The organism is Streptomyces roseolus, assembly GCF_014649855.1.
GTDB lineage: Bacteria > Actinomycetota > Actinomycetes > Streptomycetales > Streptomycetaceae > Streptomyces > Streptomyces roseolus.
The window spans coordinates 1-17,208 of record NZ_BMTV01000009.1 but is presented as its reverse complement, the minus strand read 5'-3'; the positions used below and the strand labels follow the sequence as shown (position 1 = coordinate 17,208).

Genomic DNA, 17,208 nt, shown 5'->3' with positions numbered 1-17,208 from the left:
CCCAGGCCGGGGTCGGGGGCGGTACTCATGTGCCCGTTCACTTCCCGACGCGGCGCTCCAGGAAGTCGCCGACCAGTTCGGCGATCCGCGGCGCGTGGGTCTCCAGGGCGAAGTGGCCGGTCGGCAGGAGGTGGATCTCGGCGTCCGGCAGGTCGCGGCGGAAGGCCTCGGCGCCGGCCGGGACGAAGACCTCGTCGCCCTCGCCCCAGACGGCGAGGAGCGGCACCCGGGAGGTGCGGAACCACTCCTGGAAGGCCGGGTAGAGGGCGAGGTTGGAGCCGTAGTCGGCGATCAGGTCGAGCTGGATGCCGTCCTGGCCCTCCCGGGCCATGAGGGCGGCGTCGTGGTGCCAGGCGTCCGGGCTGAGGAGGTCCCGGTACGCGGCGGGGACGCCCGTCTCGTACTGCCACCGGATGCCGTCGAGGGAGCGGATGGCCCGGACCGGGGCCTCGGTCCCGGGGGTCCGGTCGGCGATCAGGGCGAGGACGGGGGCCCAGGCCTCGGCGCCCAGGCCCTCCTCGTACGCGTTGCCGTTCTGGGTGACGACCGCGGTGATCCGCTCGGGGTGGGCGAGGGCGAGGCGCAGGCCGATGGGGGCGCCGTAGTCCTGGACGTAGATCGAGAAGCGGTCGAGACCGAGCGCCTCGGTGAACTCGCCGGTGAGCGCGGCCAGCTCCGCGAAGGAGTAGGGGAAGGCGTCGGCCGGCGGCGCGGCGCTGAGGCCGAAGCCCAGGTGGTCGGGGGCGATCAGCCGGTACGTGTCCGCGAGGCGGGGCATGAGGTCGCGGAACATGTGCGAGCTGGTCGGGAAGCCGTGCAGCAGGAGCAGCACGGGGGCGTCGGCCGGCCCGGCCTCCCGGTAGAAGATCTCGTGGCCGCGGACGGTGACGGTGCGGTGGTGGATGGGCAGCACGGATGCGGCGGACGTCATTTCTAACCCCTCAACTCTTCGTCTTCGGTTGTCGGGGATTCGATCAGGACGTGCCTAACCTGTCAAGGGTCGTAAAGGGGTTAGGTGTGCGTGGGAGAGTGAGGGGATGACCGTCAGGACCGCACCCACCCACGAACTCGGCGCGGAGCGGCTGGCGGCCGCCCGCGCGCTGCTCGACGCCGCCTTCGGCGGCGACTTCACCGCGGACGACTGGGACCATGCCCTGGGCGGGATCCACGCCTGGATCGAGGACGCGGCCGGGCTCGTCGCCCACGGGGCCGTCGTCCAGCGCCGGGTGCTGCACCGCGGCGTTTCGTACCGGATCGGATACGTGGAGGGCGTCGCCGTCCGGGCCGACGCGCGGCGCCGGGGCCTCGGCGGGGCGGTCGTGGAAGCCCTGGAGCGGGTCATCGACGGCACCCACCGCTTCGGTGCGCTCTCCGCCTCCGACGAGGGCGCGGCGCTCTACCGGGCGCGCGGCTGGCGGGTGTGGGGAGGGCGGATCGAGGCGCTCGGACCGGACGGCACCGTGCCGCTCCCCGAGGAGGAGGGCGGACTCCTCGTCCGCCCGGCCGGCGGGCTCGCGCTGCCCGACCCGGGCGCCCCGCTGATCTTCGACTGGCGCGACGGCGACGTGGTCTGAGCCGCCGCCCCGCCGCCCCGCCGCCCCGCCGCCCCGCTCCGCCCCGCCGCCCCGCTCCGCCTCGCCCCGCGGGGCGGCCGTGGCGAGAAGGCGACCGTGCGAAACCGGGCGTCTCAGATAGTAGGAAGTCCGAGTAACTGTGGAGACAGATGCGGTTCCCTGTCCTAGCTTTGTAGGAGCCGAACGTCTCGCTTCATCAGCGAACGGCGGACGAGAGCGCGACGCCCCTGTGCAGGCAACCCCTGCGGCGGCGCTCCCCGCCCCTTCCGGCGCCTTCGATCACCACTGATCTCCGCACGCCCGGATCACCACTGATCTCAAGGAGTCGATCCCCCATGGCCGTTCAGACCGCCCCCCGCGTCCGTCACTCCGCCGCCCGCCCCAGCGACGAGGCCCGGCAGAACGCCGCCGCCGCCCTCCAGCGCGCCCTCGACCGGCGCGACAACGGCGGCTCCACCGGCCACTGACCGTCCGCGCGTCCCTCCGCACGCCTGTCCGTTCGTCCACATGGTGGACGTGCCGTGTCAGACGATGGGACGAAGAGTAGGGTGCCGCCATGTCTCACAGCATCAATCTCGCAGTCATTCCCGGCGACGGCATCGGCCAGGAGGTCGTGGCCCAGGGCCTCAAGGTCCTCACGGCCGTGCTTCCCCAGGACGTGAAGCTGGAGACCGAGGAGTACGACTTCGGCGCCCGGCGCTACCACGCCACCGGTGAGACCCTCACCGACGCCGACCTGGACTCCCTCAAGAAGCACGACGCCATCCTGCTCGGCGCGATCGGCGACCCCTCGGTCCCGTCCGGCGTCCTGGAGCGCGGCTTCCTCCTGAAGCTGCGCTTCGCCTTCGACCACCACGTCAACCTGCGCCCCTCCAAGCTGCTCCCCGGCGTCGCGACCCCGCTCGCCGGCCAGCCCGCGATCGACTTCGTCGTCGTCCGCGAGGGCACCGAGGGTCCGTACACCGGCAACGGCGGCACCATCCGCAAGGGCACCGAGCACGAGGTCGCCACCGAGGTCTCGGTCAACACCGCCTTCGGCGTCGAGCGCGTGGTCCGGGACGCCTTCGCCCGCGCCCAGGCCCGCCCGCGCAAGAAGCTGACGCTGGTCCACAAGAACAACGTGCTGACCTTCGCCGGCCACCTCTGGACCGACACCTTCCACCGGGTCGCCCAGGAGTTCCCCGAGGTCACCACCGACTACCTGCACGTCGACGCGGCGACGATCTTCCTCGTCACCGACCCGGCCCGCTTCGACGTCATCGTCACCGACAACCTCTTCGGCGACATCATCACCGACCTCGCCGCGGCCGTCTCCGGCGGCATCGGCGTCGCCGCCTCGGGCAACATCAACCCGAGCCGCGACTTCCCGTCCATGTTCGAGCCGGTCCACGGCTCCGCGCCGGACATCGCGGGCCAGGGCAAGGCCGACCCCACGGCCACCGTCCTCTCCGTCGCCCTCCTCCTGCGCCACCTCGGCTACGAGGCCGAGGCCGCCCGCGTCGAGGCGGCCGTCGAGGCCGACCTGACCGAGCGGGGAACCGCCGTCCGCACGACGGACGAGATCGGCGACGCGCTCGCCGCGCGAGTAGCGAGCTGACCCGCGCGTCACTGACACCACTCAGCAGCCGCCGGGTCTCCCACGCACCCGGCGGCTGCTTTCGTACGGTCGCGGGGTGCCGTCAACGACCCCGGACCGCCTCACCCGCCTTTCGTACCCGGGTTCCCACGCGCGATAATCGGACGTGGGCCGCCACATGCGGGAAAGCTCGGACGTCCTAGCAGTCATGCCGGGCGGGCGCGGTCCGACACACACGACCGGTGAAGGACAAGCACCCATGACGACGATCGAGCTCAAGCCCTCCTCCAGCCCGCTGTCCGACGCGGAGCGCGCGGCGATCCTGGCCGACCCGGGATTCGGCCGCCACTTCACCGACCACATGGTCACCGTGCGCTGGACCGAGGGCCGCGGCTGGCACGACGGCCAGCTCGTGCCGTACGGCCCGCTCTCCCTCGACCCGGCGACCAACGTGCTCCACTACGCCCAGGAGATCTTCGAGGGCCTGAAGGCGTACCGCCGGCCCGACGGCTCGGTCGCCTCCTTCCGCCCGGACGCCAACGCCCGCCGCTTCCAGCGCTCCGCGCACCGGCTCGGCATGCCCGAACTGCCGGTCGAGACCTTCATCGAGGCCTGTGACGCGCTGGTCCGCCAGGACGAGGCCTGGGTCCCGGAGCACGGCGGCGAGGCCTCCCTCTACCTGCGCCCGTTCATGATCGCGACCGAGGTCGGCCTGGGCGTCCGCCCGGCCAACGAGTACCTCTTCGTCGTCATCGCCTCCCCGGCGGGCCCGTACTTCCCCGGCGGCGTCAAGCCGGTCTCCATCTGGGCCTCCGAGGACCGCGTCCGCGCCGTCCCCGGCGGCATGGGCGACGCCAAGACCGGCGGCAACTACGCGGCCTCCCTGCTCGCGCAGGCCGAGGCGGCCGCCAAGGGCTGCGACCAGGTCTGCTACCTCGACGCGGTCGAGCACAAGTGGGTCGAGGAGCTCGGCGGCATGAACCTGTACTTCGTGTACGGGAACAAGATCGTCACCCCGTCGCTCAGCGGCTCGATCCTGGAGGGCATCACCCGTGACTCCCTCCTCAAGCTCGCCGCCGACCTCGGCCACGAGGTGGAGGAGGCCCGCGTCTCCATCGACCAGTGGCAGGCCGACACGGAGAACGGCACCCTCACCGAGGTCTTCGCCTGCGGCACCGCCGCCGTCATCACCCCGGTCGGCACGGTCAAGTCCGCCCGGGGCGAGTGGCGGCAGTCGGGCGGCGAGCCCGGCGAGGTCACGATGAAGCTGCGCGAGGCGCTGCTCGCCATCCAGACCGGCAAGGCCGAGGACACCCGCGGCTGGATGCACGAGCTCGGCAAGTAGTCACTCCGTCGCCGCCAGGGCCTCCGGGGCCGTCGTCACGGCCCCGGAGGCCCCGCGCGGCGTCAGGGCGGCGTACAGCGCGCCGCCCACCACGCCCGACAGCACGAAGCTGCAGTCGATCCCACCGGTCAGGGCCAGCAGCGGACCCTCGTACAGCGGGGTGGAGACGGCCGCCAGGCCGACCCCGGCACCGAGCGCCCAGGAGGCGGTGGCGCGCGGGTGCCAGCCGGCCGCGTACCAGTAGATCCCGCCGCGCGAGCGCCGGTTGTAGACCTGGAGCGCCTCGGGGTCGTACTCCCCGCGGCAGCGCGCGTGCCCGATGAGGGTGATGACCGCCCACGGCGTGCCGATCGCCGTCAGGAGCAGGACGAACGAGGTCATCGCCGACTGGGCGTCCGAGGCGAAGTGGCCGAGGAAGACGAAGCCGGTGGCGACCGCCGCCACCACGACGGTGGCCCGCGCCCGGGTGGCCCGGGGCAGGATCGCGTCCAGGTCCAGGCCCATCGAGTAGAGCATCAGACCGGCGTTGCCGACCGAGCCGGCGGTGGCGGCGAGCAGCAGCGGGACCAGGTACCAGCCGGGCGAGACGGCGACCAGCGGCCCCGCGTAGTCGAGGCCCGCGCGGGCGGCCAGCGCCGTGTACGTACCGAAGAGCTGCGGGACGAGCAGGCCGACGAGGAGGCCGAGCCAGGTGGCCCGGTGGACCCTCCGGGCGCTGTGCCGGGCGGGGGAGACGTAACGGGTGTAGTCGCCGAGCAGGGTGATGAAGGCGACCGGGCCGCTGAGGCCGGCGGCGACCGCCGAGAGCAGCCAGGTCGGCCAGAAGGAGCCGAGCAGGTACGGGGTGTCCGGCGCGGGCGCGGCGGTGAGGTCGCCGGCGTACGCGACGAGCCCGAGGGCCAGCAGCACGGTCATGCCCACGGCGAGCGCCTTGCTGAGCCGCAGCAGCAGCCGGTAGCCGTACACGGCGCCCACCGCCGTACAGGCCGCGAGCAGCGCGTAGACGACGGCGTGCGCGCCGTCCCCGGTGGACGCCCCGGCGAGCCGGGCGAGCACGCCCACGATGACGTCGCCGCCGATCCAGAGGGTCAGGGCGGTGTAGCCGAGCGAGAGCAGCAGCCCCACCACCGAGCCGACGAGCCGGCCGCGGACGCCGAAGAAGGCGCCGGAGGAGGTGGAGAGGTTGGTGGCGGTCCGCAGCGAGACCAGCGCCAGCGGGGCGGTGACGGCCACGCCGGCCAGGGTGCCGGCGACCACGGAGGTCACCGAGCCCCACAGGCCGAGGCCGAAGGAGACCGGCAGCCAGCCGAAGACGATCACGCCCAGGCAGAGGTTGGAGCCGAGCAGGATCGCGACGAGGTCGCGGGGGCCGCTGGTGCGTTCGGCCTCGGGGATGGTGTCGACTCCGTGCTGTTCGATCGTCGCCATGAGACCTCCGGGGGAGCGGAAGGGGGATTTTTGAGTGGCGCTCAATGTGACCTGCGCCTGACCGGCACGTCAATACTTGGAAGCATTCCTTCCAGCATTTAGAGTGTCGCTCAAACAGGAGGTGCATGACGTGCGACTGACCCCCACGGAGCGCGACCGGCTGCTGCTCTTCGGCGCCGCCGAACTCGCCCGGGCCCGCCGGGCCCGCGGCCTGCGGCTCAACGTCCCCGAGGCGACCGCCCTCGTCGCGGACACCGTCTGCGAGGCGGCCCGCGACGGCCGGCGGCTCGCCGAGGCCATCGAGGCGGCCCGCTCCGTCCTCGGCCCCGACGACGTCCTGCCCGGCGTCGCCGACGTGGTGACCGAGGTCCACGTCGAGGCCGTCTTCGACGACGGCTCCCGGCTCGCCGTCGTCACCGACCCGATCGGCGGGGGCACGCTCGGCGCCGGCGCGCCCGGCGCGCTGCTGCCCGGCCCCGGCCACCCCGAGCAGGAGCCCGCGCTCACCCTCGCCGTACGGAACACGGCGACGGTCCCGGTCAGCGTCACCTCCCACTTCCACTTCTTCGAGGCCAACCCGCGCCTCGACTTCGACCGCGCCGCCGCCTACGGCATGCGCCTCGCCATCCCCGCCGGCGCCTCCTTCCGCTTCGACCCGGGGGGCGCCGCCGAGATCGGGCTCGTGCCCATCGGCGGCGCCCGCGTCGCCATCGGCTTCGCCGGTCTCGTCGACGGGCCGCTCGACGCGCCCGGCGCGAAGGAGGAGGCCCTGCGGCGCGCCGCGGCCTGCGGCTACCTGGGCGTCACGGCCCCGAAGGAGGACGACTGATGGACCCGTACGAGTACGCCTCCGTGCACGGCCCCCGGGCCGGCGACCGGGTGGTCCTCGGCGACTCCGGACTCGTCGTCCGGGTCGAGGCCGACTCCCAGAAGCCCGGCGACGAGTTCCTCGCCGGCTTCGGCAAGACCGCCCGCGACGGCCTCCACCTCAAGGCCGCGGCCGTCCGCGAGACCTGCGACGTCGTCATCAGCAACGTCCTGCTGATCGACGCCGTCCAGGGCATCCGCAAGGTCTCCATCGGCATCCGCGAGGGCCGGATCTCCGGCATCGGCCGGGCCGGCAACCCCGACACCCTCGACGGGGTCGACGTCGTCGTCGGCACCGGCACCTCGATCGTCTCCGGCGAGGGCCTCATCGCCACCGCCGGAGCCGTCGACACCCACGTCCACCTGCTCTCGCCCCGGATCATGGAGGCCTCGCTCGCCAGCGGCGTCACCACGATCATCGGCCAGGAGTTCGGCCCCGTCTGGGGCGTCGGCGTCAACTCGCCCTGGGCCCTGAAGCACGCCTTCAGCGCCTTCGACGCCTGGCCCGTCAACATCGGCTTCCTCGGCCGGGGCTCCTCCTCGGACCCGGCGCCGCTCGTCGAGGCGCTCGCCGAGGGCGGGGCCTCCGGCTTCAAGGTCCACGAGGACATGGGTGCCCACACCCGCGCCCTGGACACCGCCCTGAGGGTCGCCGAGGAGCACGACGTGCAGGTCGCCCTGCACAGCGACGGCCTCAACGAGTGCCTCTCCGTCGAGGACACCCTCGCCGTCCTGGAGGGCCGGACGATCCACGCCTTCCACATCGAGGGCTGCGGCGGCGGACACGTCCCCAACGTCCTGAAGATGGCGGGCGTGCCGAACGTCATCGGCTCCTCCACCAACCCCACCCTGCCCTTCGGCCGCGACGCGGTGGCCGAGCACTACGGGATGATCGTCTCCGTCCACGACCTGAAGACCGACCTCCCCGGTGACGCCGCCATGGCGCGCGACCGGATCCGGGCCGGGACGATGGGCGCGGAGGACGTCCTGCACGACCTCGGCGCGATCGGGATCACCTCCTCCGACGCGCAGGGGATGGGAAGGGCCGGCGAGACCGTACGCCGGACCTTCGCCATGGCCGGGAAGATGAAGGCCGAGCTGGGCCCGCTGGACGGCGACGGCGCGCACGACGACAACGCGCGCGTGCTGCGCTACCTGGCCAAGCTCACCATCAACCCGGCGATCGCCCACGGCCTCGCCCACGAGATCGGCTCCGTCGAGGTCGGCAAGATGGCCGACATCGTGCTGTGGCGGCCCGAGTACTTCGGCGCCAAGCCTCAGATGGTGCTGAAGGCCGGCTTCCCCGCCTGGGGCGTCACGGGCGATCCCAACGCCGCCACCGACACCTGCGAACCGCTCGTCCTCGGCCCGCTGTTCGGTGCCCACGGCGCCGCCGCCGCCGACCTCTCCGTCGCCTTCGTCGCGCGGGCCGCCGTCGACCTCGGCGGCGACCGGCTGCCGACCCGGCGCCGCCGCGTCGCCGTGCGCGGCACCCGGGGGATCGGCCCCGCCGACCTCCTCCTCAACTCCCGCGTCGGCGACGTCCAGGTGGACGACCGCACCGGCCTCGTCTCGCTCGACGGCTCCCCGATCCGCTCCGAGCCGGCCGACTCCGTCTCCCTGAACCGCCTCTACTTCCTCTAGGACCCGCCCCATGACCTCGTACCGCATGCCCGCCGAGTGGACCCCGCACGAGCGGACCTGGATGGCCTGGCCGAGCCCCAACCCCACCTTCACGAGCGACGAGGAGCTCGCCGAGGCCCGCGCGGCCTGGGCCTCCGTCGCCCGCGCCGTCCGCCGCTTCGAGCCGGTGACGATGGTCGTCGCCCCCGGCGACGCCGAGGGCGCCCGCGCCCTCCTCGGCGAGGACGTCGAGCTGGTCGAGCGGGAGCTCGACGACGCCTGGATGCGCGACATCGGCCCCACCTTCGTCACCGACGGCACCTCCCTGGCCGCCGTGGACTGGGTGTTCAACGGCTGGGGCGCCCAGGACTGGGCCCGCTGGGAGCACGACTCCAAGATCGCCCGCCATGTCGCGGACGCGGCGGACGTCCCCGTGCTGAGCAGCGCGCTGGTCAACGAGGGCGGCGGCATCCACGTCGACGGCGAAGGCACCGTCCTGCTCACCGACACCGTCCAGCTCGGCTCCGGCCGCAACCCCGAGTGGACCCGCGAGCAGGTCGAGCGGGAGATCCACGCCAAGCTCGGCACCACCAAGGCGATCTGGCTCCCGCACGGCCTCGCCGGCGACTACGGCCTCTACGGCACCCAGGGGCACATCGACATCGTCGCCGCCTTCGCCCGCCCCGGCACCGTCCTCGTCCACAGCCAGCAGGACCCCCGCCACCCCGACTACGGCCGCTCCCGGCTGTACGCGGACATCCTCCGCGCCCAGACCGACGCCCAGGGCCGCCCCCTGGAGGTCATCGAGGTCCCCGCCCCCACCGTCCTCACCGACGAGGAGGGCGACTGGGTCGACTACTCGTACATCAACCACTACCTCTGCAACGGCGCCGTGATCCTCTGCGCCTTCGACGACCCCCACGACGAGCTCGCCGCCGAGATCTTCCGCCGGCTCTTCCCGGACCGCGAGGTCGTCCTCGTCGACGCCCGGACGATCTTCGCGGCCGGCGGGGGCATCCATTGCATCACCCAGCAGCAGCCCTCGGTGTAGAACGTACGAGTGAGTCAGCAGAGCAACCAGGCCCCCGCACCCCGCCGCCGCAACCAGGCGGCACCGCCCCGGGAGGACGTCTTCGCGGCGGCCATGGACACCGTGGCCGAGCGGGGGCTCGACGGGCTGACCATGGCCGGGCTCGGCCGGCAGGTGGGGATGAGCAGCGGCCACCTCCTCTACTACTTCCGCACCAAGGACGAACTGCTGCTCCAGACCCTGGAGTGGAGCGAGGGCCGGCTCGGGGCCGAGCGGGGCGCGCTGCTCTCCCGGCCCGGCAGCGCCCGCGAGCGGCTCGACGGATACGTCGGGGTGTACGTGCCCGACGGGCCGCGCGACCCCCACTGGACCCTCTGGCTGGAGGTCTGGAACCGCTCGCAGAACGCCGACGACGAGGCCCGGGCCCGGCAGGCCGCCATCGAGCGCGCCTGGCACCGGGACCTCGTCGCGATCCTCGCCGAGGGCGTCTCGCGCGGCGAGTTCCGGGCCGTGGACCCCGACCGCTTCGCGAGCCGGATGCGCGCCCTCCTCGACGGCTACAGCGTGCACGTGGCGGTCGGCCTCCCCGGTACGGGACGGAGCGAAGTCCTCGCCCAGGTCAGGGAGTTCATCGACGAAACCCTGATTCCGCGAACGTAACGCACGCAAGTACTCCCGATCGTTGCCCCCTGCACCCTTGCCCGCCGCGGGCGGGGTCCGGCACGGTTCCGGGCCATGGGAAGAGATCACTGGAAGAAGATCTGGGTCGGCTCCGCGGGGAACATGGTCGAGTGGTTCGACTGGTTCGTGTACGCGAGCTTCGCCACCTACTTCGCGGGCGCCTTCTTCCCCGAGGGGAACGACACCGCCAAGCTCATGAACACCGCCGGCATCTTCGCCGTCGGCTTCTTCATGCGGCCCGTCGGCGGCTGGCTCCTCGGCCGGGTCGGCGACCGCAAGGGCCGCAAGGCGGCGCTCACCCTCACCGTCACCCTGATGTCCGCCTCGGCGCTGCTCATCGCCGTCGCCCCCACCTACGCGGTCGCCGGCTACGGCGGCGCCGCCGTCCTCCTCGTCGCCCGCCTCCTCCAGGGACTCTCCGTCGGCGGCGAGTACGCGGCCAGCGCCACCTACCTCACCGAGGCCTCCGCCCCGCGGCACCGCGGCTTCGCCTCCAGCTTCCAGTACGTCTCCATGACCGCCGGACAGATCCTCGGCCTCGGCCTCCAGATCGTCCTCCAGCGGACCATGTCCACCGAGGCCCTGCACAGCTGGGGCTGGCGCATCCCCTTCATCGTGGGCGCCCTCGGCGCCGCCGTCGTCTTCTACCTGCGGCGGAACATGCTGGAGACCGAGGTGTACGAGGAGACCGCCGACGAGGGCGTCGGGCACGGCGAGAAGGGCACCCTCAAGGCCCTGTGGGCACACAGGCGCGAGGCCTTCCTCGTCGTCGCCCTCACCATGGGCGGCACGGTGGCCTACTACACGTACACCACCTACCTCACCAAGTACCTCTCCAACTCCGCCGGGCTCCCCAAGCAGACCGCCACCCTCGTCTCCTTCTGCGCGCTGATCGTCTTCGCCTGCCTCCAGCCGCTCGCCGGCCGGCTCTCCGACCGGATCGGCCGCCGTCCGCTGCTCATCACCTTCGCGGTCGGCTCGACGCTCCTCACCGTGCCGATCATGACGATGCTGAAGCACGCGGGCTCCTTCTGGCCGGCGCTCGGCCTCTCGCTGCTCGCCCTGCTCGTCATCACCGGATACACGTCGATCAACGCCTGCGTGAAGGCCGAGCTGTTCCCGACCGGCATCCGCGCCCTCGGCGTCGCGCTGCCCTACGCCGTCGCCAACGCCCTCTTCGGCGGCACCGCCGAGTACGTGGCCCTCTGGTTCAAGGACTCCGGCATCGAGTCCGGCTACTACTGGTACGTCGCCGGCTGCGCCGCCGTCTCCCTGGTCGTCTACCTCACCATGCGGGAGACCCGCGACATCGACCTCGGCCGGGTCGGCAAGGACGTGCCGGAGCAGCGGCGGGACCGGCTGCCCGTATCGTGAGACCGGCGTCCGGCCGGACCCCCGCCTGTGGCAGACTTCCGGCGTGCTTGCTTCCACGATGATTATCGGCAGCAGCGCGCCGGTCCGCAGTGACCGCTGAACCGCGGAACGACCCCCCGCGGCAGTGGACACCGTGCCCCAGACCCGCGCGCAGACCTCTCGCACCCGCGAGGGGTTTTTTCGTTTTCCGGCCCCACCCGCGCCGGAGACGGACGGCGCGTGAGAATGGGGGCAAGTGGATCCATACCTTCCGGAGCCACATCCGACAGGAGCCATCAGAGCCATGACCACGGAGAACGCCGAGGGCTCGCGCCTCGACGACAGTTTCCATGTCTTCGACACCACGCTGCGCGACGGGGCGCAGCGCGAGGGCATCAACCTCACCGTCGCGGACAAGCTGACCATCGCCCGGCACCTCGACGAGTTCGGCGTGGGCTTCATCGAAGGCGGCTGGCCCGGCGCCAACCCGCGCGACACCGAGTTCTTCGCCCGCGCCCGCCAGGAGATCACCTTCCGGCACGCGCAGCTCGTCGCCTTCGGCGCCACCCGCCGGGCCGGCGGCAGCGCAGCCGAGGACCCCCAGGTCAAGGCGCTCCTGGACTCCGGCGCCCCGGTGATCACCCTGGTCGCCAAGTCCCACGACCGGCACGTCGAGCTGGCCCTGCGCACCACCCTCGACGAGAACCTGGAGATGGTCCGCGACACCGTCTCCCACCTGGTAGCCCAGGGCCGCCGCGTCTTCGTCGACTGCGAGCACTTCTTCGACGGCTACAAGGCCAACCCCGACTACGCCAAGGCCGTGGTCGGCGCCGCGCACGAGGCCGGCGCCGACGTCGTCATCCTCTGCGACACCAACGGCGGCATGCTCCCCGCCCAGGTCCAGGCCGTGGTCTCCACCGTCCTCGCCGACACCGGCGCCCGCCTCGGAATCCACGCCCAGGACGACACCGGCTGCGCCGTCGCCAACACCCTCGCCGCCGTCGACGCGGGCGCCACCCACGTCCAGTGCACCGCCAACGGCTACGGCGAGCGGGTCGGCAACGCCAACCTCTTCCCCGTCGTCGCGGCCCTGGAGCTCAAGTACGACAGGCGGGTGCTGCCCGAGGGCGCCCTCGCCGAGATGACCCGCATCTCGCACGCCATCGCCGAGGTCGTCAACCTCACCCCCTCCACCCACCAGCCGTACGTCGGCGTCTCCGCCTTCGCCCACAAGGCCGGCCTGCACGCCTCCGCCATCAAGGTCGACCCCGACCTCTACCAGCACATCGACCCCGAGCGGGTCGGCAACACCATGCGGATGCTCGTCTCCGACATGGCGGGCCGCGCCTCCATCGAGCTCAAGGGCAAGGAGCTGGGCGTCGACCTCGGCGGCGACCGCGCGCTCGTCGCCCGGGTCGTCGAGCGGGTCAAGGAGCGCGAGCTCCAGGGCTACACGTACGAGGCCGCCGACGCCTCCTTCGAGCTGCTGCTGCGCTCCGAGGCCGAGGGCCGGGCCCGCCGCTACTTCCGCACCGAGTCCTGGCGGGCGATCACCGAGAACCGCCCCGACGGCACCCACGCCAACGAGGCCACGGTCAAGCTCTGGGCCAAGGGCGAGCGGATGCTCGCCACCGCCGAGGGCAACGGCCCGGTCAACGCCCTCGACCGGGCCCTGCGGGTCGCCCTGGAGCGGATCTACCCGCAGCTCGCCAAGTTCGAGCTGGTCGACTACAAGGTCCGCATCCTCGAAGGCCGGCACGGCACCGAGTCCACCACCCGCGTCCTCGTCACCACCAGTGACGGCAACGCCGAGTGGTCCACGGTCGGCGTCGGCGAGAACGTCATCGCCGCCTCCTGGCAGGCCATCGAGGACGCCTTCACCTACGGACTGCTGCGCGCCGGGGTCGACCCCGCCGAATAACCGACCCCGCCCCCTATGTCTAGTTCGAATGCATTCGGGTAATTTCGAACCATGAGGACCAGGGAGATTTCGGTGTGGTCGGCCCTCCCCGGGCTGATCCTCCTGCTGCTCCTGGCCCTGGCCCCCGCGTCGGCGGGCGCCAGGGCCACGGGCGTCCCGGACGCGGCGGCCGCCCTCAGGCAGGGCCCGGTCTACGTCGACCCGGGCGCCGCCGGACAGCTCTCGGCGGCCGAAGCCGCCGCCCTCGCGGAGAAGATCGAGGACGCGGACAAGCCCCTCTTCGTCGCCGTCCTCCCGGAGGGCGCGGAGTACCCGCCGAACGGGCTCATCGAGAACCTGCGCGAGCAGACCGGCCACGCGGGCGTGTACGCCGTCCGGCTCGGCGACGAGTTCGCCGCCAAGGCCGACGCCCGGGTCCTCTCGGCCGCCGCCGTGGACAACATGGTCACCGTCGCCGACCGACCCGGCACCGACGCCGCCGCCGAACTGAACGCCTTCGCCGACCAGGCCCTGCCCGCGATGCGCGGCTCCGCGCCCGCCGCCTGGTCCGGCGGCGCCGGGGAGGGCTCCGGCGTCCCGGTCGGCGGCCTCGTCACCCTGGGCGCGGTCGCCGCCGCCGGCGGCACCGCCGCCTACGCGGTGGTGCGCGGCCGGCGGAAGCGGAAGGAGGCCGAGGAGCGGGCCGCCCTGGAGCGGCTCCGGGTCGTCGTCGACGAGGACATCACCGCCTTCGGCGAGGAGCTGGAACGGCTCGACTTCCACCCCGCCGAGGCAGGCGCCACCGAGGCGATGCGCGCCGACTACGAACAGGCCCTGGACGCCTACGACCGGGCGAAGTCCCTGATGGGCGGGGTGCGGCACCCGCACGAGGTGCGCGGGGTCACCCAGGCCCTGGAGGACGGACGCCACTCCCTGGCCGTGCTCGACGCCCGCCGCTCCTCCCGGCCGCTGCCCGAGCGCCGGCCCCCGTGCTTCTTCGACCCCCGCCACGGCCCGTCCGCCGAGGACCGCACCTGGACCCCGGCCGGCGGCGCCTCCCGCGAGGTCCCCGTCTGCTCCGCCGACGCGGCCCGTCTGGACGACGGCCGGGACCCCCGCGTCCGTACCGTCGAGACCGACGCCGGCCGGCGCCCCTACTGGGAGGCGGGCCCGGCCTACGGCCCCTGGGCGGGCGGCTACTTCGGCGGCGGCCTCCTCCCCGGCCTCCTCGTCGGCACCCTGCTCGGCACGTCCCTCGCCACCCCCGCCTACGCGGCGGAGTACGGCGGCGGCGACTTCGGCGACCCCGGCGGGGACATCTCCTCCGGGGACTTCGGCGGCAGCGACTTCGGCGGCGGAGGCGGCGGCTTCGGCGACTTCGGCGGTGGCGGCGGCGACTTCGGCGGCGGCGGATTCTGATCGGCTGATTCCGGGCGGCTGATTCCGGGCGCCGCCCGGCCCGGTGCCGGGAGCCGTCAGACCAGCGGCTTCACCGACATCAGCAGATGACGGTGGCTGCCGTCGGTGCCGTCGGCGAGGAGGGCGCGCTGACCGGGGCCCAGCAGGTGGAGCCGTACCTCCTCGGCGGTGAAGCGGGTCAGGGCGTCGAGCAGGTACCCGGGGTTGAAGGCGACCGTCATCGCCCCGGCGCCGTCGAGGGAGGCCGGGAGCAGCTGGGAGGCCACGTCGTCCTCGTACCCCGCGCGCAGCCGGAGCGCCGTCCCCTCGAAGGCGAGCTGGACCGGGCTGTCGCCCTCGGCGACCACCGCGACCCGCTTCACGGCCTCCACCAGGGCGGCCCGGCCGGTGACCGCGACGGCGTGGTCGCCGAGGGCGAAGAGCTTGTCGTGGCGGGGGAGCCGGCCGTCGAACAGCCGGGCGGTGGTGCGCCGGCCGGCGTGCTCGAAGCCGATGGAGTGCGCGTCGAGCCCGATCCTGGCCCGGCCGGCGCCGGCGAAGGAGCGGGCGGTCTCGGCGAGGCGGCGGGCCGGGACGACCACGTCGGCGGGGTCCGCGAGCGGGGCGTCCGGGTGCCACTCCAGGGTGCGGACCGCGTACCGGTAGCGGTCCGTGGCGGCCAGCGTCATCACGGCCCCGTCCAGGGCGAGCCGTATCCCGGTGAGGACCGGCAGCGAGTCGTCCCGGCCGGCCGCCGCCGTGACCTGGCCGACCGCCTCGGCGAAGGCGCCGCCGTCGACCTCGCCGAGGACCGGCGGCAGCGCCGGGGCGGCCGGATAGGAGTCCAGCGGCAGCAGCGAGAGGCCGAAGCGGACGTCGCCCGCGCCGACCGAGAGCCGGGCCTCCTCCACGGCGAGCGCGATCCGCCCCGGCGGCAGGACCTTGCAGATGTCGAGCAGCCGCCGGCCGAGCACCAGGGCGCGCCCCGCCACCACGGTCTCGGCCTCGACCGCCACGCGCGCGGAGGCCTCGTGGTCGAGCCCGGAGACGCTCAGCGTCCCGTCCCCGCCGGCCTCCAGGAGGAGCCCGCCGAGCACGGGCATCGGGGAGCGGGCGGGCAGCACGCGCGCGGCCCACGCGACGGCATCGGTCAACACGGCGCTGTCGATACGGATTTCCATGCGCCCGACGCTAACGGCCGCCACTGACAACACCCCCGCCCGACCGGTCCGGGAGACGCCGAGCGCCCGCCGTCCGCGTCGTCGCGGAGGGCGGGCGCGCTCGTGCCGCACGGGTCCCGGGAGGGCGGGGGTCAGGCGGCGTTCTTAATGGCGGAGATGTCGAAGTTCAGCTTGACCTTGTCGCTGACCATGACGCCGCCGGTCTCCAGGGCCGCGTTCCAGGTGAGGCCCCACGCGGAGCGGAGGATCTCGGCGGAGCCCTCGAAGCCGACGCGCTCGTTGCCGTACGGGTCGGTGGCGGTGCCGTTGAACTCCAGGTCGATGGAGAGCGGCTTGGTGACGTCCTTGATGGTCAGGTCGCCGGTGATCCGGTACGTGTCGCCGCCCAGGTGGGCCGCCTCGGTGGAGCGGAAGGTCATGAGCGGGAACCGCTCGGCGTCGAAGAAGTCCTCGCCGCGCAGGTGGTTGTCGCGGTCGCCGATGCCGGTGTCGATGGAGGCGATCCGGACGTCGATGGCGGCGCTGGAGGCGGACGGGTCGCTGCCGTTCAGCGTCAGGGTGCCCTCGTGCTCGCCGAAGGAGCCGCGCACGTTGGTCACCATGGCGTGGCGGACGGTGAAGCCGATGCTGCTGTGGGCGGCGTCGATGGTGTAGTCGCCGGTCAGGGCGGCGAGGGCCGGGTCCACCGGGCGGGGGGCGGTGGCGACGGCGGACGAGGTGTTCTTGCGGCCGAAGATGCCCATGACGTGCTCCTTGGTGAGGGGTTTGTTGAACCTTCAACGAGAACGACTGTAACCGCATTCCGTTCAATTTTCAACATCTCTCGGGAAGGTTCCCCCGGACGGCCGCACCGGATCCCGACGCCCTCTGGCGGACGCGCGTAGAACTGCGGCATCATCCCCGTGCGCGCAGAGCACCACCTGCACAGCCGACCCCGCCCGTCACGGTCACCAGCAGGAGGCATCCCCGTGAAGCTCCGCTCCGTCCTCACCGCCCTGGCTCTCGTCCTCGGCGCCCTCTTCGCCCCCGGCTTCGGCGCCCTCACCGCAGGCGGCGAAGCCCATGCCGTCACCAAGATCAGCCACGCCACCGCGACCTCGATGTTCCGCAACTCGGGCATCACCTGGTCGTCCTCCGGCGGCTGCTCCGACCGGTACAACTCCACCTGCACCTCGTTCGAGCAGCTCAACCTCGCCACCGCCCAGGGCGCCCAGACCCTCAAGAGCGCCAGCGGCTGCGCCCTCAACATCAC

15 protein-coding genes and 1 pseudogene are annotated in these 17,208 nt (G+C 73.0%); 12 read left to right on the top strand and 4 right to left on the bottom strand.

The window, feature by feature from the left end; genetic code table 11:
• Positions 1-37: 37 nt before the first annotated feature.
• Entirely contained in the window at positions 38-931 is an 894-nt protein-coding gene (locus IE245_RS12640) for an alpha/beta fold hydrolase (RefSeq protein ID WP_189946920.1), read from the bottom strand.
• A 106-nt stretch (positions 932-1,037) separates the two neighbouring features.
• Between IE245_RS12640 and IE245_RS12635 the strand changes: the two genes are divergently transcribed.
• The 4 genes from IE245_RS12635 (at position 1,038) to IE245_RS12625 (ending at position 4,495) form a co-directional block, all read left to right on the top strand.
• Positions 1,038-1,574 carry a GNAT family N-acetyltransferase gene (locus tag IE245_RS12635; protein WP_189946919.1) on the top strand — a complete coding sequence of 179 codons (537 nt, stop codon included), beginning with the start codon at positions 1,038-1,040 and terminating at the stop codon, positions 1,572-1,574.
• Positions 1,575-1,909: 335 nt separating this feature from the next.
• The gene (locus tag IE245_RS37695; protein ID WP_268256548.1) at positions 1,910-2,041 is read left to right on the top strand and encodes a hypothetical protein; all 132 of its coding nucleotides are present in this window, start codon (positions 1,910-1,912) and stop codon (positions 2,039-2,041) included.
• A gap of 89 nt (positions 2,042-2,130) precedes the next feature.
• Positions 2,131-3,171, top strand: coding sequence for a 3-isopropylmalate dehydrogenase (locus IE245_RS12630; protein WP_189946918.1), 1,041 nt, complete (start codon positions 2,131-2,133; stop codon positions 3,169-3,171).
• Positions 3,172-3,409: 238 nt separating this feature from the next.
• On the top strand, positions 3,410-4,495 hold the full coding sequence (locus IE245_RS12625) for a branched-chain amino acid aminotransferase (RefSeq protein WP_189946917.1): 1,086 nt from the start codon (positions 3,410-3,412) through the stop codon (positions 4,493-4,495).
• Here the strand turns inward: IE245_RS12625 and IE245_RS12620 are convergent, their stop codons facing one another.
• Positions 4,496-5,923, bottom strand: coding sequence for a cytosine permease (locus IE245_RS12620; RefSeq protein WP_189946916.1), 1,428 nt, complete (start codon positions 5,921-5,923; stop codon positions 4,496-4,498).
• Positions 5,924-6,053: 130 nt separating this feature from the next.
• Here IE245_RS12620 and ureA point away from each other — a divergent pair, with 130 nt between their 5' ends.
• The 7 genes from ureA to IE245_RS12585 all read left to right on the top strand — a co-directional run bounded on the left by ureA (position 6,054) and on the right by IE245_RS12585 (position 14,796).
• The gene (gene ureA, locus IE245_RS12615; RefSeq protein WP_189946915.1) at positions 6,054-6,752 is read left to right on the top strand and encodes an urease subunit gamma; all 699 of its coding nucleotides are present in this window, start codon (positions 6,054-6,056) and stop codon (positions 6,750-6,752) included.
• Positions 6,752-8,434: an urease subunit alpha gene (locus IE245_RS12610; protein ID WP_189946914.1), complete on the top strand. Its 1,683-nt coding sequence runs from the start codon at positions 6,752-6,754 to the stop codon at positions 8,432-8,434. Before ureA ends, IE245_RS12610 begins: the two co-directional genes overlap by 1 nt.
• Before the next feature lie 10 nt (positions 8,435-8,444).
• Positions 8,445-9,464 (top strand): agmatine deiminase family protein, encoded by a 1,020-nt coding sequence (locus IE245_RS12605; protein WP_189946913.1) that lies wholly within the window; start codon positions 8,445-8,447, stop codon positions 9,462-9,464.
• A gap of 93 nt (positions 9,465-9,557) precedes the next feature.
• On the top strand, positions 9,558-10,103 hold the full coding sequence (locus IE245_RS12600; protein ID WP_189947098.1) for a TetR/AcrR family transcriptional regulator: 546 nt from the start codon (positions 9,558-9,560) through the stop codon (positions 10,101-10,103).
• A 75-nt stretch (positions 10,104-10,178) separates the two neighbouring features.
• A complete protein-coding gene (locus IE245_RS12595) occupies positions 10,179-11,498 on the top strand; it encodes an MFS transporter (RefSeq protein ID WP_189946912.1) in 1,320 nt (439 codons plus the stop codon).
• Positions 11,499-11,781: 283 nt separating this feature from the next.
• Positions 11,782-13,398 (top strand): citramalate synthase, encoded by a 1,617-nt coding sequence (gene cimA, locus IE245_RS12590; RefSeq protein ID WP_189946911.1) that lies wholly within the window; start codon positions 11,782-11,784, stop codon positions 13,396-13,398.
• Between the two features lie 51 nt (positions 13,399-13,449).
• On the top strand, positions 13,450-14,796 hold the full coding sequence (locus IE245_RS12585) for a hypothetical protein (RefSeq protein ID WP_189946910.1): 1,347 nt from the start codon (positions 13,450-13,452) through the stop codon (positions 14,794-14,796).
• A gap of 56 nt (positions 14,797-14,852) precedes the next feature.
• On the opposite strand, the gene dnaN is transcribed toward IE245_RS12585, so the two are convergent.
• Together dnaN and IE245_RS12575 are read right to left on the bottom strand one after the other, a co-directional pair.
• On the bottom strand, positions 14,853-15,956 hold the full coding sequence (gene dnaN / locus IE245_RS12580) for a DNA polymerase III subunit beta (protein ID WP_189946909.1): 1,104 nt from the start codon (positions 15,954-15,956) through the stop codon (positions 14,853-14,855).
• A 131-nt stretch (positions 15,957-16,087) separates the two neighbouring features.
• The gene (locus tag IE245_RS12575; RefSeq protein ID WP_189946908.1) at positions 16,088-16,699 is read right to left on the bottom strand and encodes a YceI family protein; all 612 of its coding nucleotides are present in this window, start codon (positions 16,697-16,699) and stop codon (positions 16,088-16,090) included.
• A gap of 225 nt (positions 16,700-16,924) precedes the next feature.
• Here IE245_RS12575 and IE245_RS12570 point away from each other — a divergent pair.
• Positions 16,925-17,208: pseudogene (locus IE245_RS12570) on the top strand (hypothetical protein); the annotation flags it as partial.